We start from the raw sequence: 25,851 nt of genomic DNA on the forward strand, positions 1-25,851 counted from the left end.
TCATGTCGGACCGGGCTCTTCTTAAAGTCAATAACCTCTCCGTTAGCTTCAAAACCAACGATGGAATCGTTGATGCGGTGAAAAAGGTTAACTTTACCCTTAAATCCAGCGAAACCTTGGCCATTGTTGGTGAATCAGGTTCTGGTAAATCTGTCTCTTCCAACGCACTGATGCGTCTACTTCCAGACAACGCCATTATTGATCCGCAGTCTCAAATTGAGTTTGAAGGCGAGTCTGTTCTCGAAAAATCAGAGCGTGAAATGCAGTCAATTCGTGGCGACAGAATCGGCATGATCTTTCAGGAGCCAATGACATCTTTGAATCCATACCTGCGTGTCGGCACTCAAGTGGCAGAAGCCATTATGTGTCACCGAAAGGTATCGAAATCAAAAGCAAAACAGCGTGTACTAGAGCTGTTCAATCTGGTGCATTTACCTATGCCAGAGCTGGCTTACACCAAGTATCCGCATGAGTTTTCAGGTGGTCAGTTACAGCGCATCATGATCGCAATGGCGCTGATCAATGAACCAGATATTCTGATTGCTGACGAGCCTACAACTGCATTAGATGTAACGGTTCAAGCTGAAGTGCTTGCTCTTATCAAAGAGATCCAAGGCAAGATGGGAATGGCAATTTTGTTCATCACTCATGACTTAGGTGTGGTGAAACACTTTGCAGACCGCGTGCTAGTGATGTGTAAAGGTGAGCTCGTAGAAGAAGGGATGACTCAATCTTTGTTCGATAGTCCTAAACATGATTACACAAGAATACTCATTAACTCGATTCCGAAAGGCGCTAAGGTTCCTGTTGAGGCGACAGCCCCAGAGCTATTGTCTGCTGACGACATCCGAGTTCAGTTCTTGGTGAAATCACACTTTATCAAGAGTAAAAGCCAGTACTTCGAAGCCGTAAAAGGCATTTCGTTGAATCTTAAGCAAGGCGAAACGCTAGGCATTGTTGGTGAATCTGGTTCAGGTAAATCAACCCTTGGACGTGCATTAATCGGCTTGCTGCCGAGTACCGGACGTATTGTTTACAAAGGCCAAGACGTTAGCTTATTAAATGATAAAGAGCGTCACAAGCTCAAGAAAGATGTCCAAATGGTGTTCCAAGATCCTTATGGTTCTTTATCACCACGCATGACAGTTGGGGAAATCATCACCGAAGGCTTAACGGTGCATCAACCTCATCTATCCAAGCAAGAACGTTTAGAAAGAGCGCGCAAAGCATTGATTGAAGTTCGCTTAGAGCCGAATTCAATAAACCGTTATCCACATGAGTTCTCTGGCGGGCAAAGACAACGTATCGCGATTGCTCGCGCACTGATTCTAGAGCCCTCTTTCATTTTGCTGGATGAACCGACTTCAGCACTCGATCGCTCAGTACAACTGACCGTGATTGACCTGCTGAAAGACATTCAAGCCAAGCACAATATCGGCTTCCTGTTCATCAGCCACGATCTCTCGGTAGTGAAAGCACTGTCGGATCGCGTACTGGTGATGCAGAAGGGCGAAGTAATGGAAGAAGGGTCTGCAGAAGAGATTTTCAATGCGCCGAAAAACAACTACACCAAGAAATTAATCGCTGCGTCATTCGACTTAGAAGATAAATCGAAAAAAAATGCCGCATAAAGGGAACTAATCAACATTAACAGCGTCTTATAATTACATTCTGAATAATCTCCTAATGGATTGAAATCTAGAATGGATATAGCAAAACTGGTTTGGCCGCCAAAAGAGAAATGTCGCATGGATGCGACATTTTTCGTTTCTGAAGGGAAATAATGTGTCTTTGACTGTAACTCCCTATGATTCAATCATTTCACAACTAACGATACAGAGATTTGGTCGACTCTCTGACGATTAGATCAATGGGTGGCAATCGAGCTTCATGCCGCTCGCCAGATAACAGGTTCAAAATCGACTGAGCACACACTTCACCAATCTCTTCAATCGGCTGTCTCAGCGTCGTCAGGGCTGGCGTGAAATACTTAGAGGTCGGCAAATCATCAAAGCCAATCACAGACACATCTTCTGGCACTTTATAACCGTGGTCAGACAGCGCCTTAATCGCCCCGTAAGCCGTTTGGTCATTAGCAGCAAACAAAGCAGAGAAGTGAACCTTAGATTCAATCAACTCTACCGTTTTCTCGTAGCCTGACTCACTACTGAAATCACCCTGTTTAACGAGTTTTGGCATCACTTTAATACCCGCCTCTTGAAGTGCTTTCTTATAGCCTTCAAAGCGATTTCCCGAATCAGGTTGACTTGAAAGCCCCTTAATATGAGCAATATTCACATGCCCTTGTTGTAATAAGTGAAGCGTCGCCATGTAACCGCCTAGCACATTATCGATATTGATTGAACGAACGTTGTCTTCAGCGAAATCATAACCGACCGCGACAATCGGGATGTCTTGCGCGTACTTGGCAATATCCTCTTTGGTGATGCTGCCTGTTACGATGATCATTCCATCGACATTGCTCTTAGCCAGATACTCTAAGGCGTGTATCTCGAGCTTTTTCTGCCAATGCCCGGTCGCGATCACTAACGAATAGCCTTGAGCGATCAGAGTTTTCTCCATGTCGTTGAGGATACGACTGGTATAAGGGCTGTCAGGGTGTTGCACCAACACACCAATGGTGAGTGAACGTCGGTTGGTGTTTTCTTGCATTTGGAAGTTAGGTTTGTAGCCCGTGTCTTTAATGGCTTGCTCAATGTTTTGGCTTTTATCATCCGACACATAAGTGGTTCGATTAAGGAAGCGAGACACGGTGCTGGGAGAAACGCCAGCCAGTCTTGCTACATCGTATACGGTGGTTTTTTTTGTTTTAGTGCGCATCTCGAATCCCTAATCAAGTGACATTCGGGGAGCTTTAAGCTCCCCATCAGTTTCAACCTGCATACCACTGCTTTAGCTGAAAATCGTGTCATTAAGTTAATACAAGTAGGCAAAGATCATCCCCGGTCTAAAGTAGCGACCAGCCGTATATTTCAAGCCAGTACTCAGTAACCATTTGTGTAAGCCTGCCAGCTTTTCTAACGGAATTTCACCGCTCACCATTTTAACAAAATTATCAGTATCTTTCGTCAATGTTGGATTGATCCGACCGTCAGACAGCACACATTTTTGACATTTAAGTACACTTAGCCAGTTTTTCGCATCATTTTGCGTCAATTTAAATGCTTCTATAAGATCTTTCTCATTGACAGACACAGAGCAATTGAACCCTTCTGGCGCTGCAAATGGAATTTTTGAATAGTCATAGAGCGCGGTATACACGGTATCCATCAATGTTTCTGCTTGCTGGTTTTTACCTGCCAGACTCAACGCCGTTGCGACACTAAACTGCACACCAATCCACACATCTTGAGCCTGAAATGCCTCATGCGGCGAACCATCGGCCAACGTCATATTCGCAACCCCAAGCTTAGGGCTGTTAATCTCAAAGTTGTGCTTATAAACATAGTCTAGTGCGCGTTGGATGTTCTCTTGCGGGAAAATACCGTCCAAGCCGATGAGCTTTAAGTAACTGTCGGCCAACAAGGCATCACCAAAACTGTTGTCAGAATCTGGCACTAAATCTAAGTATTCTTGAGTAAAGGCTTGTGGCGCCGTCTCACTCAGCAAGCGTTTCTTAGAGACTCTTTGAGATACCTTACTGATGCTAATGGAAGTATCCGTTTCATTGAGATAGGTATTGAGCGTGTGCTTGTCAGCAATCGCATCGCCGGTCAATGAAAGTCCTAAAGTTTCCAGAGCTTGATAGCCCGCACCGGTTAGATGCTTAGCCTGAACTGGCGTCACGAAGAAGTGGTAGTAACCCTCTTTGTCATCCCACAAACTTTGCTCAACGGTTGCCAACGCCTTTTTAGAACGCGTTAAGTAACCGTTAGCTCGCTCGCTTTCACCCATCAATTGTGCAAGCTCACTCGCCGCTTGCAGGCCAGCAACCCACAGGCTCGCACAGTAAATAGAGATGCCGTGAGACGCGAGGTTATCGAAGGTATCGTCTGTGCCACGGGTTAGTGGTAAATCGTCACCTTCAGCGATCAAATTCGATAAGAAATCGATGCTTTCAGTTACCGCTTGCCAGCACTCTTTAACCACAGAGATATCTTGGGTGTTTTGGTAATGGCGGTACACCATCAGAATGTATTTCGGCGCTAAGTCCTTCCATTCTTTCACGTTGTGCCAGCTGTAAGCATCGGGCTGGATGTCGAATGGGCTGCCTAAGTCGTGGATTACCGCACCTCGAATGGCACGTACACCTTGGTACTTTTCATCAATTAATTCTGCATTAGGCGTCGCTTCGTATTCCCAGTAGCGGCGCTCGGTAAAGTCTTCCGCCAAAATGGCTTTCGAGAACTCTTTCATCACACAGCCATCAAGCTCAGGCAATAAATAAAGCAACGAGAACGAGCCGTAGAAATACACATCCAGAGAGTTAAAGAATGGGTAGTCGACACACTCTTTAACCAAGAATTTATCTTCTTTATCCCATACCGTTGATTCCGCTAGGAAGGACAATGAGTTCATCGCCATCGTTGCATAGCGAAGTGCCGATTCAGGCTGCGAGATCTTGCTTTGAGCTTGCTCTAGGAAAGCGGTTTGTTGTGCGACGATCTGCTGCTCAATCGCTTCGAGCTTTGGCAACATGTCTTCTAACATAGGTAATGCAGGCTTTACTTGCGGGTAGAATTGCGTGTAAGCCTTATCTGAGTGCCAACCATTAAGCATGACTTTGCTGTGTGCCATCACCTGTGCAAAACGCAGATCAACAGACTCACCCGCTTCTAATTCAACCTGAACCACAACCAATGCGCTCAATGCTTCGCGCCCTGTGTAAATTCCTGTTTGGAATTCCGCGTTGGTACGGCCTGTTTTCAGTGCGAACTCTGTTTGCTGAGCAGTCTTAGAGGTATAAAGCGTTGGTTTGACAGAAATCGAAACCTTACCAGATTCAGTCAAATGGTTATCTGCTTGAACACCAAACACCACTTCGCCTTCAATATCGCTTTGATAAGGCGATTGGCTAGACAGTTGAACACCCGTAAAGCTGCGACTTTCACCCTTTAAGTTAACCACTTCATGCTGCTGAGCAATCGGATTTTGAGACAAGGTACATGCCGAATCCTGAATACCATCACGGCCTTTTTGGTAGGTTGAGCCAATCAAGTTTTGAAGCGGCTGAGCAAGCGTAATCACGCGTGGTTGCGATGAATTATTGGTTAATTCGAAGTGATTCCAGTGCATCGGTAAAGAACATAGGCGTTTGTTCTCTTTAACGATCGGAGAGACTACCTTACGCTTTATATTAATATCTTCGAAGCTACTGTATTTATATTCAGCCAGTGGATATAAAGCTTGGTATTCTATATCCCTACCATTAACACTATCTATATCACTGCCACTGATACTGATACTATCCATATCATTATTATCACCCGCAGTGAGTGATAATAATCTCGTTGTATCATTTATTAATAAACCATTAAAGAAATCTAAGGCTACATATAATTGACAAATAGTTGAACCTGAATCTTCTGCAATCAACAATTGAGTCTTATTTGAAAATTCAACGTTCCATTTTGTAAAGTTAGCTTTATTTTCTTGGTAGAATCGACCATTTTTTAATGCTGCTTGAATGAGACTAATCGCATTCGACATTTCTCTACTTTCAATCTTTTTTCCATCAAACAAAGCAGGGTAGAAGTTCAGGTGAACGCTTAGCTCTTGTTCATTAAGAACTTGCAGCGTGTCGATGGTTGGCACATTCATCACTGACGCATAAAAATCATTAAAATTAATAACTTGCTCTGAACAATCGACAAAGATTCCCGGAATAAAGCTGAAGTTAGGCGTGTTGCCGTTTGGTGTGAGTGTAAATGTGTTACCAATTCCGCCGACTGCCATACCGGTATTTTCTGGTGTAGTCGAAATTGGCGTGTACCAAGGTTGAATAAATTCAACTGCATCACCTTTTTTACACAAGTGTTCTGAATTTCCTGAGTAGCTCGTATATGGAATTTTATTATTCATTTTAAAACCGCCATTGAATATTTTTTTCTTCTTGTTAATATCTTTTAAAAATGGAGACATCAACATGTTTAAAATTATAAATGAAAAATTTGGAAATCTTGACTCTGTCACATTAATAAACCACCAACATGGTATAGCACTTCAAATAATCAATGGATTTGGTGCTGTTATTAATAAATATATCGTAAATAACAGTCCATTCTCTTTTATTTGTGGTTATCAGAATTATGATGAACTGATCAACCAACATCCGTTCTTTTCCCGCAGTGCTAAATTATTCCCTTTTCCAAACCGTTTAAACTTAGGTCGTTACAGTTTCGATAACCAAAACCATCAACTCCCAGCTAATTTTCCTTGGTCTGATCACGCCGTACACGGCCTGCTCTACAACCAACCTTTTTCAATCACAAACAGCGTAGCCACTGAAGAATCCGCCAGTGTGACGTTGCAATATCAAACGTCGTCTTTACATCCTGCTTTCCCGTTTGCTTTCAACCTTGAAGTCACCTTCACTATCGATATCATGGGTAAACTCACTTCCTCAACGACCGTTTCTAATCTTGGTGATTCTGCATTCCCATTCGGTGATGCTTGGCACCCTTATTTCTCACTCGGCACTGAACTAGCACAATGCGGACTCGCTATGTCGCCTTGCTCTGAGGTCATACACGAAAACGACCTACCCAATGGTGAAAAACACGCTTTTGACCGTTTGTCTTTGGACGATTCACTCACCAATCAAAGCTTAAATCACTGCTTTGAATTTGATTCCAAGACAACCAACCAACTTGCGTTTACGCGCTCAGATTCGTCTGCCGCAATTCGCTACCAACAAGATGAAAGCTACCCATTCGTTCAGCTTTACACGCCAACTAGCGAGCAAAGTATTGCAATAGAACCAATGACATGCCCAGCGGATGCATTCAATAACCAGATTGGCTTATTAACGCTTAGCCCGAACCAATCTCAAATCTTTACCTGGCAATGCCAAGCCACCTATCAACCCAACTAAGGCAAGCAAAGTAACCGCTGAGTGCGAAATCAGCCCCCGGAGAACGCATTGCTAACGAAACAACTGCAACGAAAGAACCAAACTAAAGAAGCAATAAAGGGCGCATAAAGCGCCCTTCTCTTTGTTAACCTAAAATCACCTCGATGGTGTGCTCACCAGAGGTAAACACTGGCGCTTTATTACCTGAAATTAGGTCACCGTTGACCTTCATCTCAACCACGCCCTTACACACGTTATTCGGGTTAGTGACATGAATATGATAAGTCGCACCACGGAACTGACGACGGACTTTAAATTCAGGCCAATCCGCCGGAATACATGGGTCCACCAGCAAGCCATCCACTTCAGGGCGAACACCCAGAATCCACTGCGTACCCGCCACGTAAGTCCAAGATGAAGTACCAGAAAGCCACGCATTGCGACCTAGGCCGAACTGTTTATGTTCGTCGCCCAAGATGTTTTGCGGGTAGCAGTATGGCTCCGATTCAAAGGTATCAATATCGTCGTTCTTAGAAGCAGGATTAATCTGACGGTAGTACTCGTAAGCACGTTCGCCGTTACCCATTTTCGCTTCTGCGATCATCACCCATGGGTTTGAATGCAAGAAGATACCGCCGTTCTCTTTCGCACCTGGTGGGTAAGTTGAAACACCGCCTAGCTGAGGATCAAAGCCGTTGTAACCCGGTGTTGAAAGCTTGATGCCATTGGTAGTGTTTAGTTTGTTGTAAACCGAGTCTAGCGCCTGAGTCGCACGTTCTTGAGTCGCGAAACCAGAGATCACAGGCCAGCTTTGACCGTTGGTGTAGATCTGCCCTTGCTCATTTTTATGAGAACCGATCGGCAAGCCCTGCTCATCAAAGTAACGAACAAACCATTCGCCATCCCAGCCGCATTCATTGACTGTGCTCTGCATCTGTTGGTACTGGTCTTTAAACTTAGCCGTCAGTTGCGCTTCACCACGCAGCTCACACAAGTCCAACATGTCGAGCAGTGCTTTGCCGTACATGTTCGCCACCATCATCGATTCTGCACCCGTTGGCAGGTTCACCGTGTCATTCCAGTCAGCGAAACCTAACAGCGGTAGGCCGTGCTCACCAGTATTGGTATAAGTAAATTCAATCGCGCGGCACAGGTGGTTCCAAACCGTTCCCGTTTCAACTGGATTGCCCGCTTTGTCTTTTTGATAGAACGGGATCTCTTTATTCAAGAAGTCTGCATTGCCCGTTTCTTTTACATATTGCGTCACCGCGTAGATGATCCACAGGTGATCATCACCGTAGTAATCAGGGCGATCTTCCTCTTCACGAGAGTCACCCGCGTTCGCTTCCATGGTTGATGGGAAGAACTGGTGCATCGCAGAACCGTTGGTGTTTTGCACAGATAACAGACGCTCAATGAACTCACGCGCTTCTTCTGGCATGTGAGTAATTACGCCTAACGTATCTTGCGAAGAATCACGGAAACCAATGCCACGTGCGCCATAGCCAAGCTGGTACAGAGACAGGTAACGAGACCAGTTTTTGGTGGTGTGACACTGACGTGGGTTATGTACATTAAGCATTGAGTTCATTGCAGGATCTGGCGTTTCAACCTGAACTGCTTGTAGGTAACCATCCCAATGTTCAGCCAGTTCAGCGAAAGCTGAATCAACCACTTGATGGTCACGATATTTAGCCAGCAGAGGCAATGCTGCTTCTAGGCTCTGTTCTTGCGCGATTTGTACAATCGTACGTTCTGTATGCTCTGGAGATAACCAACCTAGGCGCAGGTTAAGTGCACCAATGTTGTCGCCACGTAAACACTCGGTGTTGCCTAATTCATCATTGTTTAGTGCTTCTGGCGCTGCCCATGTACCGTAGCCCAAATTGCCTAAGAACGATTGGCGGTCACCATCAAAAGACGTCGCTGGACGATCCGCTGTCATCAGATTCACCGCGTAATCGCGCTTCATGAAAGCATACTGCTCAAGCACGGTATGACCCGACTCTTGTTGGTGCGCTTTAAGCGTCATAGTTTGTGGAACCCAATCGGCATTCAGTAGTTGCTTAAGTGCATCGAAGTGCGTGAATTCGTATACAGGCACCACATCAACGTGCAGCGCTTTATCTGAAATGTTGGTGACCTTGATGTCTTGCAGCAGTACTTGGTCAGCTTTTGGTACGAAGAAGGTCGCTTCACAACGCACACCAAACGCTTCCGCAATGATGGTGGTGTAAGACAAACCGGTGTGGTTTTCAAACTTATCAAGAGGCTTCAGAGTCGGTGTGTAAAAAGGTGAGAACACCTCTACGTTGCCCGCTTCATCACGTACTTTTAGGTAAAGGGTCGAGCCTTTAAAATCAGAGTTTGGCAGTTGTGCAATGTACTTAGTGATACGGTTGAGTGCAGGATCGCCCTTACACAACAATACGCCGCCGTTGCTATCTACAATGCCACCGAAATCTAATGTGCCCACATAGTTACACCATTTGATCGGTGTACACGGTGTGGTTGCTACGTATTCTTTGTTTTTATCGTCAAAATATCCGAATTTCATCATCACTATCCCTAGCCCCTCCCAAATCAGGAGGAGCCAAAACAATTTGTCGTAAGTTGGTTGGAGTCAGCTCAATGGCTGATTTAAATTGACTGGCTAGCTCGCTAGCGAGTTCTCACTCAGTGCGTCAAACAGGTGGAAAGCATCCAAATCCAAGTAAAGAGTCAGCTCTTTCACATCTACCTCAGCAGCTTGGGTTTCAACCATCAACGGCTGACCGCCAATTTCTGTTTTCAGAAGAATGCTCGCGCCGAGTAGTTCCTTGTCTTTGATTTTCACAGGGAATGGCAGTACGCGATCGTGGTCGACTTGCTCAGCACGTAGGTGGATATCTGTTGGACGAACACCAAAATGCAGAGCTAGGTTCTTAGATGCCAGAGACTTAAAGCGTTCAGGCAGTGGGATATGAACATCGCCAAGTTCAACAAAGTATTCGCCTTCTTTTTCAATCAGCTTGGCTTCCAACATGTTCATTGAAGGGTTACCAATGAATTGCGCGACAAACTTGTTAGCAGGGCGTTGGAACACTTCCGTTGGCGTACCAACTTGAGCCACATAACCGTCTTTCAGGATCACGATGCGATCCGCCAATGTCATCGCTTCGATCTGATCGTGTGTTACGTAGATCGTGGTGGTTTTTAGTTCACGATGTAGGTGTTTGATCTCTTCACGCATCACGCCACGCAGTTTGGCATCGAGGTTAGATAGCGGCTCATCAAACAAGAACACTTTAGGTGTACGAACCATCGCACGACCCATTGCTACACGCTGACGCTGACCACCAGAAAGCTCTTTCGGCTTACGGCTCAGTAATGGATCAAGCTCTAGCATTTTCGCCGCTTTTAAAACTTCTACGTCGATTTCAGCTTTCGGCATGCCTTTCAGTTTCAGGGCAAACGCGATGTTCTCGTACACCGTCATGTGTGGGTACAGTGCGTAGCTTTGGAATACCATCGCTAAGTCACGGTCTTTCGCGTCGACTTTATTCATTAGCTTGCCGCCAACCACGATGTCACCAGAACTGATGCTTTCAAGGCCAGCCAGCATGCGTAGCGTTGTCGATTTACCACAGCCAGATGGGCCAAGGAAAACCACGAATTCACCGTCTTCAACCGTAAAATCAAACTCTTTTACAACTTCAACGTCACCGAATGATTTTTTGATGTTCTTAAATTCTACTTTAGCCATTATCTGTTCTCCTCAGCGCGCTCTAGCAGCATATTTCGGTACGCAATTGCGCTCTGTTTCAATGTTCTTTCTTGGGTGGTGTAGTCAACATGGACGATGCCAAAACGCTGGCAGTAGCCAAATGCCCACTCAAAGTTATCCATTAGGCTCCAAGCGAAGTAACCATCGACTTTCACGCCAGCTTCAACGGCGTTGTGAACCGCTTCGATGTGGCCTTGGAAATAACGAACTCGTTGGTCGTCCATCACTTGTCCATTAACACGCTCATCGTTACCTGCTGCACCATTCTCTGTGATGTAGATAGGCGGCATGTTTTCGTAACGCGCATCCAGTCTTACCAATAAATCGGTTAGACCCTGTGGGTTGATTTCCCAACCAATGTAAGTGTGTTCAGCATCGGTTTGTTTCACCGATTCAATATCGCCATTCTCGTTAAAGCGAGCGACATTACGTGTGTAGTAGTTGATACCTATGTAATCGACAGGTGCGCTGATAATGTCTAAATCACCTTCAAGGATCATTGGCATGTTCATCGCTTGACGTTCAACCACCAGCTGTGGGTACTCACCTTTTAATACTGGGTCGATGAACCAGTGGTAGTTCTCCGCTTCGCAGTAATCGGCCGCACCTTGATCTTGTGGCGTCAGCGGGTAAGCCGGCGTCGCGTTGAATACCACGCCATGCTTAGCGTGAGGTGCATTGTTACGAAGGATCGGCATTGCCAAACCGTGAGCCAACATTAGGTGGTGAGATGCTAAGTAGCCCTCTTTCTCACCCTTGATGCCTGGCGCATGTTCGCCCCAACGGTAGCCTAGGAATGCAGACACAAACGGTTCATTGAGTGTGGTGTATACGTCGATGGTATCGCCAAAGTATTTACTCACCACTTCTGCGTATTCAGCGAATTTGTAAGACGTTTCACGGTTTAGCCAACCGCCCTTGTCTTCAAGGTATTGTGGTAGATCCCAGTGGTACAAAGTCACATACACTTTCATGCCACGAGCATGACACTCATCGATGATCTGACCGTAGAACTCAAGGCCTTGCTGATTCACCACACCGTCTTGCGGCAAGATACGCGGCCATGCAATAGAGAGACGGTAAGCATCCACGCCTAAGCCTTGAATCATCTCGATATCTTGTTTCCATAGGTGGTAGTGATCACACGCCACATCACCATTATCACCGTTATCGACCTTGCCCGGCTTCTTACAGAAAGTGTCCCAGATAGACGGTGTACGACCGCCCTCTTCAACGCCGCCTTCAATTTGGTATGAAGATGTCGCGACACCGAATACAAATTCCTTACTGCGTAACTTTGAATCACTTGGAAGTTGAAATTTATTCATTGTTATAACCCTTAAACCTAACCTTTAACTGCGCCGGACGTTAAACCACTGATCATCTGTTTCGATGCGAACAGGTATGTAATCACGAGTGGTAAAATAGAAATTGTGGTACCTAGCATTACCGCGCCCCATGGCGTATTCGGAATGCCTTGAACACTTCGTAGTGCTTGTGTGATGACGTAATTGTCAGGGTTGTTTAGCACCACGAGAGGCTGCATAAACATGTTCCAGAAGAAGACGAACTGAACAATCGCAAGCGTTGCTAATGCTGGTTTCATCAGTGGCAGTACCACGCTCCAGTACGTTCTGAACTCGCCTGCGCCATCTAGCTTCGCCGCTTCTAATAGCTCTTTAGGAATCGATGCAATCACGTGCTGACGCATCAAAAAGATACCAAATGGTGTGGTGGTGAACGGTAGCCATACCGCCATGTGGTTATCCAGCAAGCCTAAGAATTTCACGATCATGAAGTAAGGGATCAAGCTAAGCACCGGCGGAATCGCCATCGAGCCAACCAGCATGCCGAACAACACGTTCTTACCGCGGAACTTAAACACAGCAAATGCGTAACCACCCATGCTACAGAACAGCAGCGAGATGGTGGTGCCTAAGAAAGCCACGTAAATCGAGTTAAACATCGCTTTCCAAAACGGCATGATTTCAAGCAGTTTTGCATAGTTGATTGCCAAGCTATCGCCAATGGCAAAGCTGATGCCCGAACCAAAGATTTCCGAACGATCACGTGTTGAAAGCAGAGCTGACCACACAAACGGAAACACCGTAATGATTGCAGAAACAACCAGTAATATGCCGAGCATGACCATCAAGATCTTAGTCATGATGTACATGGTGCGTTCGCTTGGCATTAGGCCACTTAGTGGTGAAGTATTTGTCTTAATTGATGTCGACATCTTAATGTTCCCCTAAGCCTTTCTTACCGAAGAATAAAAATTGAACCAAGGTACACGTTGCGATGAGTGCAAACAGAAGCCATGAAATCGCTGAGGCCGTGCCCATTTCTAGCCATTCCCAACCCACTTTGTAGAGGTACATAGAGATAGTTAAACCAGATTGGCCTGTACCACCTGTGCCACGCGTTAGTACGAACGGTTCTTCAAACATTTGCAGGTTACCGATGATGGTCATCGTAATTGCAAAGAAGATAAATGGACGAATCATTGGTAGTGAGATGTTCCAGAAGCGGCGGAAGGCATTGGCACCATCCATACGAGCAGCTTCTAAAATGTCTTTAGGAATCGTCATTAAACCCGTGGTGTAAAGGACGATGTTAAAACCGGTGTATTTCCAGAAAACCATGATCGCGATAGACGGCTTCACCATAGTGGCATCGTCTAACCAGCGGATGGGTTGAAAATCATTAACCCAAGCAAATGCCCAACCAAACAGCGTGCTATCAGCCAGAGCCATCAGCGTTTGGTTAATAATTCCTGAGTTAGGAGAGTACATGTTGAAGAAAATCAGTGACGCTGCGACCGTTGATGTGATGAACGGTAAAAAGTACGCCGATGTTAGCCAGTGACGCATACGGTCACCCATCGAAACCAACATGTAAGCCACTGGAATAGCAACTAAATGCTGAGCCACACCTGACGTGATTGCTAGCCACAATGTGTTCTTTAATGAGCGCCATAACCATGGGTCAGTTAAAGCAATGTGATAGTTCTCAAAACCCACAAACTCCATCGCATCCATGCCCTTCACAGGGTTCCATTCATGGAACGAAAGATAAACAGAGAACAACAGCGGGAAGATCCCAAATACAGAAAAAATGATCAGAAACGGTAGAAGAAATCCATACGGTGTAAGCGCTTTCAAATTCAGACGAGAAAAAAAGCTTTGCTCCGAAGGTTCTATCGTTGTGCTCGCTGTATGATTCATAGTAACGACCTCTTAAAAAAGGAAGCGCGCTATCCGCGCCTCCTCACTTACTCAAAGTAATAACAAATTAAAGATTACGCGTGCGACGCTTGATTAGACGCTCAGCCTCTTTAAGCGCTGTCTCGATGTCTTTACCTTCATCAAGTACTTCCATCAATGCGTTCTCTAAGATGATAGAACGTGCAACGTGGTCGCCTTGTGCTGGAGATACTGGTTTGATGTTTTGCGCAACTTCAGCAAAAATAAGACGGGCTTTTTGTCCGCCTAGGAACTCCATCTCTTCTTGGAAAAGCTCATCGTCATACGTTGTTGTATTCGCTGGGAAAGCAGCAATCGTTTCGAAGTGCTTAAGCTGTACTTCACGGTCAGTCGTCATGTATTCAATAAGCGCCCAAGCTTGATCTGGGTTGTCTGATTGAGTTGGAATTGAAAGGAATGAACCACCCCAGCTGCCGTAGATACCATCAGGTAGGTTTTCTACTGCCCACTTACCTTTAGTTTCCGGTGCAATCCAGTTGTTTAGGTGACCAAGAAGCCAAGCGCCAGAAAGTTGAGTTGCAAATGTGCCGTTGCGAAAGCCTTCGTACCATTCGTTAGACCAAGCTAGGATACGGCCGTCTAAACCTTTGTCGCGAATCTCTTTTGCTACTTCAAAAGCGTGAACAAAACGCTCTGATGTCACAACAGGGTTGCCATCTTTATCGAAGTACAGACCTTCACCTTCAGGAACCGTCGTGAAGATAATTGCTTGTGCTACGTCGGCTGCTGAAGCAATAAGTTGTACGTTTTGCTCTTTCAGTTTTTCACCAGCAGCAATGTATGAATCCCAATCTTTGATTGCTTCTTCTACATCAATGCCCGCTTTTTCGAATACGTCGGTACGGTAGTACATAACACCTGGACCTAGGTCGACAGGAATGCCGTACATATCGCCATCAGCGCCTTTGCCTTGTGCCCATGCGTAAGGTGCGAATCGTTCTTCGTATTTATCTGCACCGTAGTTTTCAGACAGGTTAACTAGACCACCAGAGCCAACGAATGGACCAATTTTCTCAACGTCGACAACAATCACATCACCTGCACCAGAACCCGTTGCAAGGTTCGTTGTCAGTTTCGTGTGGTGGTCACCATGGTTGTTCATAAGGTAATCAACTTTAATCCCTGTCTTCTTTTCGAAATCAGGCAGTAACACCTTCAAGCTGCTATCGAAATCAGGGAAGCCGTCGAAACGAATCTCTTTGTCAGCGGCATTCACAGCTGTTGTACCTAATCCTAAAGCAACCGCGCATGAAAGCGCCAAGGTCTTAAATTTCATGTTCTATCCTTAATATTTTTATAGGGTAACTGGTAAATCCGATACCGAGTTTCTAGTGACCAACGTCGGCAGCAATTTAAAGTTCACGTCATGTTTGATTTTTTTTAGCTTCTGTAGAGTGAGCTGTACTGCTTCAACGCTCATCTCTTCAATAGGGAAATTAATGGTGGTCAAACTAGGGGTCAGATAACGCGCGAAGATGGTGTTATCGAAGCCCACCAGTGATACATCTTTCGGAACTGACAGTCCCTCTTGATGAAGCACCTCAAAGGCGCCGAATGCCATGTGATCATTCGAAGCAAATACTGCTGTGAAATGACACTTACGATTCATCAGCTTTTTCATAGCGCTGATACCCGTCTCTTCAGTAAAACCCGCTTCCGAGACTAAGGCTTCATCGTATGGCACACCCGCTTCTTCCAAGGCCTTTCGATACCCTTGCAAACGCCCCCTAGCATCTGCTTTATCTAAAGGCCCGGTAATACACGCGATATCTGTATGTCCCTTTTGCAAAAGATATTGAGTAGCGAGTAGCCCCCCGACTTCGTTATCAATATCAATACAACTCATCGCCATTTCTGGGATGAAGCGGTTAATCAAAACCACAGGGGTCCCCTGTTCTTCCAATTCAATTAAATAATCATCACTGAGCAGTTGAGTATGAAGAATCAAAGCATCAACACGACGCCCCAGCAGAAATTCCACCGACTCGCGCTGCCCTTGTTCAGTGTTCGAACCCGCTGTAACCACAGCGTGGTAACCAAAGCGGCGTAGGTTTTCCTCTATGCAATGCAAGATGCCTGAATAGAAAGAACCGCCTAGTTCTGGAACAACTACACCAACACTTCCGGTACGACTTGAAGCCAAAGCTTGAGCGATAGAGTTCGGGCGATAACCCAATTCTTTGATCGCTTTTTCAACCTTTAACTTCTTGTCATGACTCACTCTGCTAGTGCCATTAATAACCCTAGACACTGTCGCCTGAGACACACCTGCATGTTCTGATACGTGTTTAATTGTTGCCACTCGAACCTCGATACTTCATTAGCTTGTAACCGCTTACAAAACGATTATTAAAGAAAGGCGTCTTGGTTGAAGTGAGTGTCATCACACTAAAGTTGGAGGTAAAAAGGCCAGTTGTGGAAATCATGAAAGCGCTTACAGATTAACTTCACGCCATGAAACTGTTTCATGAGATTATTGTTCATATTATCAAGATAGCGCTCGGTTACTTGTTCGTCAGATCAAACAAGCCCGCCTAAATCCATTTTTTGAAAACGTCATTTAATGATGAATCCGCAGCTGACGGCAATATACACGGGGAAAGTGACCTTGTTATTTCAATGGCCTTTCGAAATTGTATGAGAACATTTCACGGTAATTTTTAGCTCAAAGCCTTTTCATCATAAAAACCAGATACGAAAACGCCCAGCGGAAGGCTGGGCGTGAAATCATGGAAGAAATTAACTGGCTCTAATCTTTGTGATTAGATGATTCCGCTAACTTAAACTCTTGAGTTAATGAAAATTGCTGTTGCGACATAGTTTCAAGCTGTTGACCGTGGGAAAAAAGCACTTGGGAACGTTGTGAGTTATCTTCAGCCAAGATGTGTATCTGGCTGATATTTTGAGTGACTTGAGAGGCAACGACTTGATGCTCTGTCGTCGCGGTCGCGATTTGATGACTCCTTTGCTCAACCTCATTAAGCAGATCAGACACCGTCGATATCGAGTGATTCACTTCGCCGGTTTGTTCTACGCATTGAACCATACCCACCACACATTGATTGATCTGTTCAACCGCCAGTTTAGAGCTAGTTTGCAACTGCTCGATCTTGTTGTGTATCTCTTGCGTTGACGCATTGGTTTTGGCCGCTAACACGCGAACTTCATCCGCAACCACAGAGAAACCACGCCCTTGTTCTCCAGCTCGCGCCGCTTCTATTGCCGCATTCAACGCCAGTAGATTGGTTTGCTCAGAGATCCCAGATATCACATCCAGAATGGACCCAATACTGGCGCTTTCACTTTCAAGCTGACCAATGGTCGCCGTTGATTCCGCCAGCTTATTTTCTAAGCTGCCCATCAATTCGACGCTTTTATCCATCGTCTTCTGGCCATCACTGGAACTCGACACCGCTTCGGTCACAAGCGTTAGCGTTTGATTCGCGGCTTGAGTTATTTCTGTCACCGAGCACTCGATCTGCTCCATAGCTGTTGCCACCATCACCGTTTGATTGGTTTGGTCTTGCATCGCCTCACTCAAAGAGCGGCTAGTGCTTTGGTTCTCTAAAGACGCCTCTTTTAAGCGTGTAGACGACTGACGCATGTTATCAATCATTTGAGTCAGGTGGCTGATCACTAAGTTGACCTTGTCGCTAACTGAACCGAACTCATTATTGGCTTGATATTGCACCATCGTGCTCAAGTCTTTATTGGCAACTTGGTCGAGTGCACTTTGCAGCAGCTTGCTTGGTTTACGGATCCCTTTGGCAATATTCAACCCAATCAACAGTGCAATAAGTACGGAAGAAAGTGCAATAACGCTCTGCATCACAAGGGCTTGCTGTGAAGAGTCCATCGACTCATGATACAAGCGCGTCGCAGTATCTTCAGCGTACGTAGACAGCTCATCAAAGTGACTTAGCTGAACATCAATCAACTGTTCAATTTCCTGCTTTTGGAGGGAGATAGACTCATCGAGTTTAACGGTTTCTTTATGGGTAGATACTGAACCATTGGCTGAAAACGCATGTGAAGCGAGTAGTGATAAAGACTGTTTACTGCGGCGCAGCAAAGATGAATCTAGGTTGTCTAAATCTGCTACCGCTTGTTCGAATCGCTCTTTGCGACTTTGCAGGCGGCGCTCAACACCGCGTACTTCCGATGACGTTTGCAGTGAAAACGCTTCGTTAGCTTCCGATGCGATCAAACTCAATTGCACCAACAGAGCTTCGACTGCCTTTTGTGTCTGCTCCGAATCTGCACTCGCGAGTTGATTCACCAAGGTATTGTTAAGCTGCCCCACCACAGATTGAAATTGCGCCTGCTCCATCGAACCGAGATCTTTGCTATCCAAATACTCAACGTAAAGCTCCAATACCCGCTCTATCTTATCGATCGTCGACACGCCAGTTTGAGTGATGTTGTTGAGCATGACTTCCATTTGCGAACCAGCCTCACCCTTGCCTTCGAACCAGCTCAATTGCTGCTGATATTGCTTGATGTTGTTTAAGAAAGTTTGCTTCAGTGGCTCCAGTTCATCAACATAATTAGCGGACAAGTAGGGTGTGGTGCTGCGATTAATGTCCAAGAATCGAATCGTCAGCGTAGATGATTGAAGCATTAATGGGGTGGCTTGCTGGGTGATGTTTTCGATTCGAGTCGTTATGTCTTTATTGCTACTGATACTTAACCATGCAGAGCCCAGCATGATCACAATCAGTACAAAGAAACCTAAATATACTCGAGACACGATGGAAGAAAGTCTCATGGTGAATCCTTGATCTAGTGGCGAAAAAAAGGGCACAAAGAATGTGCCCAAGAATGGAGTTAATTGAAACGTGCCCTAATTAATCTGCCTTTAGGGCTAAAATGGACAGTCTTTACTACTTTCAAACACAGGCTCTTTGAAAATATGCCTAATTCAAAGAGCCGCTGTTGCTAGCTTATGATTACCACCAAGCTTCAAACATTGCGCCGAACGACAATGTATCAACGTTGGTTGTCTTCACTGTATTGCCTTTCGTTTCTACATCCCCCACGGTTGTGTAGAAGCGAAGCATTGGACGACTCCAAGGTAAGCCACCTAGAGAAACGTTTTGAGACAGAGTTACTTTCCACGCGTTCTCTTCACCGTCATCATCGTAATCAACCATGCCGTAGCCAGCTTCTAACCATGTAGAGTGAACATCATCCCATTGGTATTGGGGACGAACGATACCTGCGTATTCACTTTTATCTAAATTTCTACCGGTGTCTGCATCTTTGTAGTCATCACCTGAAATGTCTTTGTAAGAAACAAGGTAATCTATGATGAACTGCTCACTGACAGCATAATTACCTTCAACACTCGCGTAAAAGACAGTCTTGTCGCCAGCGAGGTCAAACACAGAGTCATCCGCACCGTCACCATACTTAACAATCAACTTGTTAGACTCACCCAGCCCTAAAGTTGCACCTACTAGGTATGCCGTTTCATCGCTGACTTTTGGCTCACCCGCTACGTCTGAATCTGCTTCATCTGAAGCAAAACCATAGTTCGCATATAAATCCAGTTGACCGATACCCGCGTTAATTGAATGAAGCTTAGAGGTAATCGCGTATTTACCATTATCGTTAACTAGACCGCCTTTCACTTGGCCAACAAAGCCCATGTCTAGCTTGGCACCGCCGAAATCTAGGTTGTTAAAACCAGCGCCTTGACCATCATGTGTCATCCAGAAGTAATCGTTCAAACCTTGTTGCGGACGTTGATGGAAGTCACGACCAGCCCACATGTACAGCTCAGGCTGGCTTTCAAATACATTGGTTACACCTGCGTACATTTTTTTCATGCTCAGGCCGCCGTCATCAGCCCAAGCGTCTGCTTCCCAGTGGTCAGCCATGAATACGATGTCCCAGATAGCTCCGTTGTCAGCTTGGAAAAGCTTAGCTAACTGAACCTCACCACCGTTGGCTTCGTTACCCAAGCGACCAACAGAGCGACCAGTTGAACCGATGTCTACGTAACGCTCATCACCGCTCTTGTAGTGAGCGCCGTAACGAGCATAACCAGAGAAGACGATGCCTTCTGGCACCTTAGTTTCTGCAGTTAGGACAGCGGGCTGTTGATCGTTAACATAATCAATATCCACAACCTTAGATTCTAACTCTTGGATTCGTTTTTCTAATGCTTCTATATCCGTGTCAGCAGCAAAAGAAGAGAGTGAAGCAAGCGACGCCGCCACTGCGACTGTTATTGGCAAAAGCTTAAATTTTTGCATTGTAATTCCCTATTATTTTTTTGAGTTTTCATCGAACAGGGAAATATTAAGCAATGAAAGCGTTGAAAAGTTGGTCGCTGTTCACACTGATAAATCAGCTTAAATGTCATGAAACCTTTAGAAAATTCACGGAGAAAACTACTGCATTCAGATCAATGAGTTATGAACAAACATCCGTGAAATGTCAGCTTGAAATCGCTTTCATTTCATCAGTAATGGTGGCGGCTATCACGGAAAACAGTGTGTGAAAGTGAGGGGAATATGGTGCAGCTTTGATTGGTTTTCATATATATGAAAAGCCTCAAAATCTAAGGCAGATTTTGAGGCTTTTTGGTCTGAGTAAAATACCCCGTTATCTAGAATCAAGCATTCGCTAAAGTGAATCTAGAGACGCAATCCCCATATTGAACAGAGTAAATGCATAGATATCGGCGGTGAGATCGATCGCTTTACTCAGCGGCATTCCAGCGCCATGGCCCGCATTAACATCAATACGAATCATCACGGGCGCGCCACCTTCATGCTTATCTTGCAGCTCTGCAATGAACTTATAAGAGTGAGCAGGCACCACGCGGTCATCGTGATCAGCGGTCGTAACAAGAGTCGCCGGATAATCAACTCCACGCACCACATTGTGAACGGGAGAATAGCCAAGTAAGTATTCGAACATCTCTTTGTTTTGTGCTGATGTGCCGTAGTCGTACGCCCAGCCTTCACCAGACGTGAATGTGTGGTAACGCAACATGTCCAATACCCCAACCGCAGGCAGAGCCACTTGGAACAGCTCAGGCCTTTGTGTCATGCAAGCGCCTACTAGCAAACCACCATTAGACCCGCCGCGGATCGCTAACGTATCACTGCTGGTGTAGTTTTCTTCGATTAAGAATTCCGCAGCAGCAATGAAGTCGTCAAATACGTTTTGCTTTTGTTGTTGCGTACCCGCTTTGTGCCATGCCTTACCGTATTCACCGCCGCCACGCAGGTTTGGCACCGCATATACACCACCCAGTTCTAGCCAACTGCCGACCGTACCTGAGAAAGAAGGCGTCAGACTGACATTAAAGCCGCCATAAGCGTACAAAATGGTTGGGTTACTACCGTCTAGTTTTAATCCTTTCTTATAAGAGATAAGCATCGGAACCTGTGTACCATCTTTTGAGGTATAGAAGACCTGTTTAGACTCAAATTGATCCGACTCAAACGGAGACTCAGATCGCTGATAGATTTCTGAACTACCAGTTTCGACATCGAATGAGAAAATCGTTGGCGGCGTGACATAGTTGGTAAAGGTGTAATAAAGCTGGGTTTGCTCTTTTTTACCACCTAAGCCACTGGCCGTTCCCATCCCTGGCATGTGAAGTTCTCGAACTAAGTTACCTTGGTAATCAAGCTGATCGATTTTAGACACCACATCCACCATGTAGTGCGCAAACAAGTAACCACCACCAGTGCTGATGTCCAGTGGCTGTGGCTTCTCAGGGATGATATCAAGCCACTTTCCATCGCGAGTATCAAAGCTCACCACCTTGCCATTGGGTGCTTCTAAGTTGGTGTATAAGATGAAGACTTGGTCTTGGTTATCGATGAGGTAAGTGTCGCTATCAACATGGTCAATCAGCGTGTTCAACGATTGCGCCTCTGAATCTAAATCGATATAGAACAGTCTGTTACCTGATGTCGATTCTTTCCCAAGAATAATTAGGTAACGATCGTCTTCCGTGGTGTAGCCCGACACATAACGGTGTTGTTCAGCGTTGCTCTCACCAAAGATTACCTTGTCACTAGCTTGCTCTGTACCCAACTCATGGAAGTACAGCTTGTGTTGCTCAGTACGAGCAGAGAGTTCACTGCCGTCTGGCTTGTCATAGCTAGAGTAATAAAAGCCGCGATTACCCAACCAAGAAATACCAGTAAATTTAGCGTCAGTGATTTCGGCTTCAAGCTGCTGTTTAGTCTCGGTATCAATAACGAAGATCTTGCGCCAGTCGCTACCACCTTCAGAAATGCTGTACGCCACTAAGCTGTAGTCTTTAGAAAACGACACCGAGCCTAGAGATGTGGTGCCGTCTTCCGAGAAGGTATTCGGGTCTAAGAAGACTTCAACCTGCTGCCCCTCTTTCTGACGATAGAGAATACTGTGATTCTGCAGGCCATCGTTCTTATAGAAATAGGTGTAATCACCTCGCACAAACGGCTGCGAGCTCTTTTTGTAGTCTTGCGCTTTCGCCAATCGCTCTCGCAGTTCAGCGCGATACGGAATTTGAGCAAGGTAATCAAACGTGACCTCATTTTGACTCGCTACCCACTGCGCGGTCTCGGGTCTTCGATTATCTGGCCAAAATAGTCATCGCTGACGATCTGTTTGTTGGTGACTGGATACTCTTTTAGATAGCTCATCGTGATCCTTATTAAAAATAATGTGAAATCGTCAGGTAACGGGTTCTGATGTGTTCAATCAATAACTTAATCTTGTTCGGTGGCTGGCGCGTAAAGGGGTACACCGCATAAATACCCAGCTTTTTACCGACTAAATCAGGGAAGATGTCCACCAGCTGGCCGTTGCGAATATCGTGATACACCAGACAACGTGGCACGTACGCCACACCATGGCCGCCCAACGCAGCTTTACGAAGTGCCGTGGCGTTATCGGTAGAAAATGAACCTGAGACACGCACTATGTATTTGTCGTTGTCAGTACATCCGTCTTTACTATGCAGGAACTGCCATTCACTGGCACCCGTTGTTTGATACGCGTATTGCAGACAGTTATGCTGCACTAAGTCTTTAGGCAGCATCGGCTTACCGTTCTTAGCGATATAAGACGGCGAAGCGCACACCACCCATTGTGAATCCAATATATGACGAGCAATGAGGCTTGAATCTTCCAAGTAGCCAGTTCGAATCACCAAGTCGAGACCATCCTCAACCAAGTCGACAAAGCGATTGTTCAGAGACATATCGACCGTTAAACCTGGGTGCATATTACAAAACTCAGCCACCGCGTCTGCGAGAATCAAATCTCCGGAGATAGTAGGCACTGACATTTTGATATGACCACTGACATTTTCACCAAAGCCTGAAACTGCGTCCATAGCCTCTTGAGCTGCCTGCTTCACATTTTTGGCCCCGTGTAACATTGCCTTACCCGCCTCAGTCAGGGTCAATTTACGCGTGGTTCGATATAATAATTGCACGCCGATCTCTTCCTCTAAACGCGCAATTCTTTTACTAACTACCGAATTTGTAAGGTTATTTTGCTCTGCCACTTTACTGAAACTGCCCAGTTCTACCACCTGTGAAAACAGGATCAAATCGTCTGCTCGCATCTGATTATGCCAATTTTGGAATTAATTATTTTCATTATTTCCCTATATCAATAAAAAATAAAGGGGTAAATTCACGCCAAATTAACAAAACAATTACAAAAACAGTCATTCCAATTACAAGAGTCGCCCAAAGAAGGTTCCCGTTTAGAGGCCAAAGCGATTCAAATAATGACAAACCATAACGTGATCTTTACTTCAAACATGAACGTTTGAAAACAGTACGAGGAAGTACCCATGAGTGAAACTCTACTAGCCCTATTGGCATTTTCACCAATAGTTGTTGCAGCGATTCTGCTGGTTGGTCTTAACTGGCCAGCAAAAAAAGCGATGCCTGTGGCATTTGCCTTAACCGTTGCTATCGCCCTACTTGCTTGGGACATGTCTGGCACTCGCGTGCTGGCTTCTGTATTCCAAGGCTTCGGCATTACCGTGTCGGTTCTCTGGATTGTGTTCGGCGCCATCTTCTTATTAAACACTTTGAAACACACCGGAGCCATCACCACTATCCGTAATGGATTCACTGATATATCCGCTGACCGTCGTGTTCAGGCAATCATCATTGCTTGGTGTTTCGGTTCATTCATTGAGGGCGCATCTGGCTTCGGCACACCTGCTGCCATCGCTGCACCACTACTGGTTGCTATCGGCTTCCCTGCGCTTGCTGCGGTACTGATGGGCATGATGATCCAATCTACGCCAGTATCATTCGGCGCGGTTGGTACACCTATCATCGTTGGTGTGAACAAAGGTTTGGACACGCACAACATCGGTGAAAGCCTGATTGCTCATGGCTCAACATGGGATGCTTACCTACAACAAATCACGTCAAGCGTTGCGCTGATTCACGCTTCTGTTGGTGTAATGATGCCTGTATTGATGGCGATGATGCTGACTCGCTTCTTCGGTAAAAACAAAAGCTGGACTGAAGGCCTAGATATCCTGCCATTCGCACTTTTCGCAGGTGCTGCTTTCACTATTCCTTACGCACTAACAGGTGTTTTCCTAGGCGCTGAATTCCCATCACTGATTGGTGGTTTGGTTGGCCTAGCAATTGTGGTTACTGCAGCAAAACGTGGCTTCCTCGTACCAAAATCAAAATGGGATTTTGAAAGCGAAGACAAGTGGCCAGCAGAATGGCTAGGTTCTCTGAAAATCGACCTTGATGACAACAATCAAAACCATAAGAAAATGAGCATGGCGATGGCATGGGCACCTTACGTGCTGCTTGCTGTCACTCTAGTTGCTAGCCGTGTAAGCCCTGAGTTCAAAGGCCTGCTTAAGAGCGTGAGCCTTTCGTTCAGCAACATCCTAGGCGAGACAGGCGTAAGCACAGCGATTCAACCTCTATATCTACCGGGCGGCATCTTAGTCTTCGTCGCGCTGGTTGCGGTTCTAATGCAATCTCGCAGCGCAGCTCCACTGGCTAAAGCCTTTGGTGAATCAAGTAAAACACTGATTGGCGCAGGCTTTGTGTTGGTGTTCACCATCCCGATGGTACGTATCTTCATTAACTCTGGTGTGAACGGCGCTGATTTGGCAAGTATGCCGGTAACGACTGCGAACTTTGCAGCTGACCTAGTTGGCGGCGCATTCCCAGCACTGAGTGCAACGGTTGGCGCGTTAGGTGCCTTCATTGCAGGTTCGAACACAGTTTCAAACATGATGTTCAGCCAATTCCAGTTTGAAGTGGCACAAACTCTGACTATCTCTAGTGCGGTGGTTGTCGCTCTGCAAGCGGTTGGTGCAGCAGCAGGTAACATGATTGCGATTCACAACGTAGTAGCGGCATCGGCAACGGTAGGTTTACTAGGACGTGAAGGTGCAACGCTACGTAAGACAATCATCCCAACGTTCTACTACTTGGTGATGACAGGGATCATCGGCCTAGTGGTTATCTACGGCTTCAAAATGACAGACGCACTTATGTAAACCATAAGTCGTAACAAAAGCACTTGGCGTTAATACTCAATTCCCCGACTGCAACACCGTCTAATAAGACAGTTGATGAGTTTCGGAATGGATACTAAAACACATCAACACCCTCGGGTATTAACGCCATTTTATTGCTTCACTGGTTATTTGCTTCAAAGATTACTTGTTTCACCGTTTAAGAAAGAATAAACACTTACTTTTCAAGAATTAAAGCAGCCCAAACCAAGCTCTCATAGAAGGGCAACATCCCAAGAATTTAGGACTGAAA

15 protein-coding genes and 1 pseudogene are annotated in these 25,851 nt (G+C 45.7%); 3 read left to right on the forward strand and 13 right to left on the reverse strand.

What is annotated here, in order from left to right; all coding sequences use genetic code 11:
* The first annotated feature begins 2 nt into the window (after nt 1–2).
* The gene (locus AB6E85_RS00845; RefSeq protein WP_372141036.1) at nt 3–1,631 is read left to right on the forward strand and encodes an ABC transporter ATP-binding protein; all 1,629 of its coding nucleotides are present in this window, start codon (nt 3–5) and stop codon (nt 1,629–1,631) included.
* A 196-nt stretch (nt 1,632–1,827) separates the two neighbouring features.
* Here AB6E85_RS00845 and AB6E85_RS00850 read toward each other — a convergent pair whose 3' ends face one another.
* Nucleotides 1,828–2,841, reverse strand: coding sequence for a LacI family DNA-binding transcriptional regulator (locus AB6E85_RS00850; RefSeq protein ID WP_372141038.1), 1,014 nt, complete (start codon nt 2,839–2,841; stop codon nt 1,828–1,830).
* Between the two features lie 96 nt (nt 2,842–2,937).
* Nucleotides 2,938–6,042, reverse strand: coding sequence for a GH116 family glycosyl hydrolase (locus AB6E85_RS00855; RefSeq protein WP_372141039.1), 3,105 nt, complete (start codon nt 6,040–6,042; stop codon nt 2,938–2,940).
* Nucleotides 6,043–6,106: 64 nt separating this feature from the next.
* On the opposite strand from AB6E85_RS00855, the gene AB6E85_RS00860 reads away from it, so the two are divergent.
* Nucleotides 6,107–7,054, forward strand: a complete 948-nt coding sequence (locus tag AB6E85_RS00860; RefSeq protein WP_372141040.1) for an aldose 1-epimerase — start codon at nt 6,107–6,109, stop codon at nt 7,052–7,054.
* A gap of 124 nt (nt 7,055–7,178) precedes the next feature.
* Here the strand turns inward: AB6E85_RS00860 and AB6E85_RS00865 are convergent, their stop codons facing one another.
* The 11 genes and pseudogenes from AB6E85_RS00865 to AB6E85_RS00915 form a co-directional block, all read right to left on the reverse strand.
* Nucleotides 7,179–9,593 carry a GH36-type glycosyl hydrolase domain-containing protein gene (locus AB6E85_RS00865; RefSeq protein ID WP_372141041.1) on the reverse strand — a complete coding sequence of 805 codons (2,415 nt, stop codon included), beginning with the start codon at nt 9,591–9,593 and terminating at the stop codon, nt 7,179–7,181.
* A gap of 93 nt (nt 9,594–9,686) precedes the next feature.
* Nucleotides 9,687–10,778 (reverse strand): ABC transporter ATP-binding protein, encoded by a 1,092-nt coding sequence (locus tag AB6E85_RS00870; protein ID WP_248641911.1) that lies wholly within the window; start codon nt 10,776–10,778, stop codon nt 9,687–9,689.
* Nucleotides 10,778–12,127 carry a GH1 family beta-glucosidase gene (locus AB6E85_RS00875; protein ID WP_372141042.1) on the reverse strand — a complete coding sequence of 450 codons (1,350 nt, stop codon included), beginning with the start codon at nt 12,125–12,127 and terminating at the stop codon, nt 10,778–10,780. Before AB6E85_RS00875 ends, AB6E85_RS00870 begins: the two co-directional genes overlap by 1 nt.
* Before the next feature lie 17 nt (nt 12,128–12,144).
* Nucleotides 12,145–12,993 (reverse strand): carbohydrate ABC transporter permease, encoded by an 849-nt coding sequence (locus tag AB6E85_RS00880; RefSeq protein ID WP_170930191.1) that lies wholly within the window; start codon nt 12,991–12,993, stop codon nt 12,145–12,147.
* 46 nt (nt 12,994–13,039) lie between these two features.
* Nucleotides 13,040–14,026 carry a carbohydrate ABC transporter permease gene (locus AB6E85_RS00885; protein ID WP_048614012.1) on the reverse strand — a complete coding sequence of 329 codons (987 nt, stop codon included), beginning with the start codon at nt 14,024–14,026 and terminating at the stop codon, nt 13,040–13,042.
* A gap of 67 nt (nt 14,027–14,093) precedes the next feature.
* Nucleotides 14,094–15,341 (reverse strand): ABC transporter substrate-binding protein, encoded by a 1,248-nt coding sequence (locus AB6E85_RS00890; RefSeq protein ID WP_372141043.1) that lies wholly within the window; start codon nt 15,339–15,341, stop codon nt 14,094–14,096.
* Nucleotides 15,342–15,359: 18 nt separating this feature from the next.
* Complete coding sequence (locus AB6E85_RS00895) at nt 15,360–16,367, reverse strand: LacI family DNA-binding transcriptional regulator (RefSeq protein ID WP_017097774.1); 1,008 nt, start codon at nt 16,365–16,367, stop codon at nt 15,360–15,362.
* Nucleotides 16,368–16,814: 447 nt separating this feature from the next.
* The gene (locus AB6E85_RS00900) at nt 16,815–18,833 is read right to left on the reverse strand and encodes a methyl-accepting chemotaxis protein (protein ID WP_372141044.1); all 2,019 of its coding nucleotides are present in this window, start codon (nt 18,831–18,833) and stop codon (nt 16,815–16,817) included.
* Nucleotides 18,834–19,014: 181 nt separating this feature from the next.
* On the reverse strand, nt 19,015–20,325 hold the full coding sequence (locus tag AB6E85_RS00905; RefSeq protein ID WP_372141045.1) for a carbohydrate porin: 1,311 nt from the start codon (nt 20,323–20,325) through the stop codon (nt 19,015–19,017).
* A gap of 373 nt (nt 20,326–20,698) precedes the next feature.
* Nucleotides 20,699–22,722, reverse strand: a pseudogene (locus AB6E85_RS00910) (prolyl oligopeptidase family serine peptidase).
* Between the two features lie 11 nt (nt 22,723–22,733).
* A complete protein-coding gene (locus tag AB6E85_RS00915) occupies nt 22,734–23,651 on the reverse strand; it encodes a LysR family transcriptional regulator (RefSeq protein ID WP_048611944.1) in 918 nt (305 codons plus the stop codon).
* A 234-nt stretch (nt 23,652–23,885) separates the two neighbouring features.
* Here AB6E85_RS00915 and AB6E85_RS00920 point away from each other — a divergent pair, with 234 nt between their 5' ends.
* Nucleotides 23,886–25,580 (forward strand): L-lactate permease, encoded by a 1,695-nt coding sequence (locus tag AB6E85_RS00920; RefSeq protein WP_050620157.1) that lies wholly within the window; start codon nt 23,886–23,888, stop codon nt 25,578–25,580.
* Nucleotides 25,581–25,851: the final 271 nt, after the last annotated feature.

This window comes from Vibrio sp. 10N.247.311.51 (genome assembly GCF_041467855.1).
GTDB classification, from domain to species: domain Bacteria; phylum Pseudomonadota; class Gammaproteobacteria; order Enterobacterales; family Vibrionaceae; genus Vibrio; species Vibrio coralliirubri.

Bases quoted from the DNA above. Each gene is read 5' to 3' on its own strand.
- AB6E85_RS00920 (WP_050620157.1), top strand. From the start codon at position 23,886: ATGAGTGAAACTCTACTAGCCCTATTGGCATTTTCACCAATAGTTGTT.
- AB6E85_RS00880 (WP_170930191.1), bottom strand. From the start codon at position 12,993: ATGCCAAGCGAACGCACCATGTACATCATGACTAAGATCTTGATGGTC.
- AB6E85_RS00900 (WP_372141044.1), bottom strand. From the start codon at position 18,833: ATGAGACTTTCTTCCATCGTGTCTCGAGTATATTTAGGTTTCTTTGTA.
- AB6E85_RS00865 (WP_372141041.1), bottom strand. From the start codon at position 9,593: ATGATGAAATTCGGATATTTTGACGATAAAAACAAAGAATACGTAGCA.
- AB6E85_RS00845 (WP_372141036.1), top strand. From the start codon at position 3: ATGTCGGACCGGGCTCTTCTTAAAGTCAATAACCTCTCCGTTAGCTTC.
- AB6E85_RS00890 (WP_372141043.1), bottom strand. From the start codon at position 15,341: ATGAAATTTAAGACCTTGGCGCTTTCATGCGCGGTTGCTTTAGGATTA.
- AB6E85_RS00915 (WP_048611944.1), bottom strand. From the start codon at position 23,651: ATGCGAGCAGACGATTTGATCCTGTTTTCACAGGTGGTAGAACTGGGC.
- AB6E85_RS00870 (WP_248641911.1), bottom strand. From the start codon at position 10,778: ATGGCTAAAGTAGAATTTAAGAACATCAAAAAATCATTCGGTGACGTT.
- AB6E85_RS00855 (WP_372141039.1), bottom strand. From the start codon at position 6,042: ATGAATAATAAAATTCCATATACGAGCTACTCAGGAAATTCAGAACAC.
- AB6E85_RS00860 (WP_372141040.1), top strand. From the start codon at position 6,107: ATGTTTAAAATTATAAATGAAAAATTTGGAAATCTTGACTCTGTCACA.
- AB6E85_RS00885 (WP_048614012.1), bottom strand. From the start codon at position 14,026: ATGAATCATACAGCGAGCACAACGATAGAACCTTCGGAGCAAAGCTTT.
- AB6E85_RS00905 (WP_372141045.1), bottom strand. From the start codon at position 20,325: ATGCAAAAATTTAAGCTTTTGCCAATAACAGTCGCAGTGGCGGCGTCG.
- AB6E85_RS00875 (WP_372141042.1), bottom strand. From the start codon at position 12,127: ATGAATAAATTTCAACTTCCAAGTGATTCAAAGTTACGCAGTAAGGAA.
- AB6E85_RS00850 (WP_372141038.1), bottom strand. From the start codon at position 2,841: ATGCGCACTAAAACAAAAAAAACCACCGTATACGATGTAGCAAGACTG.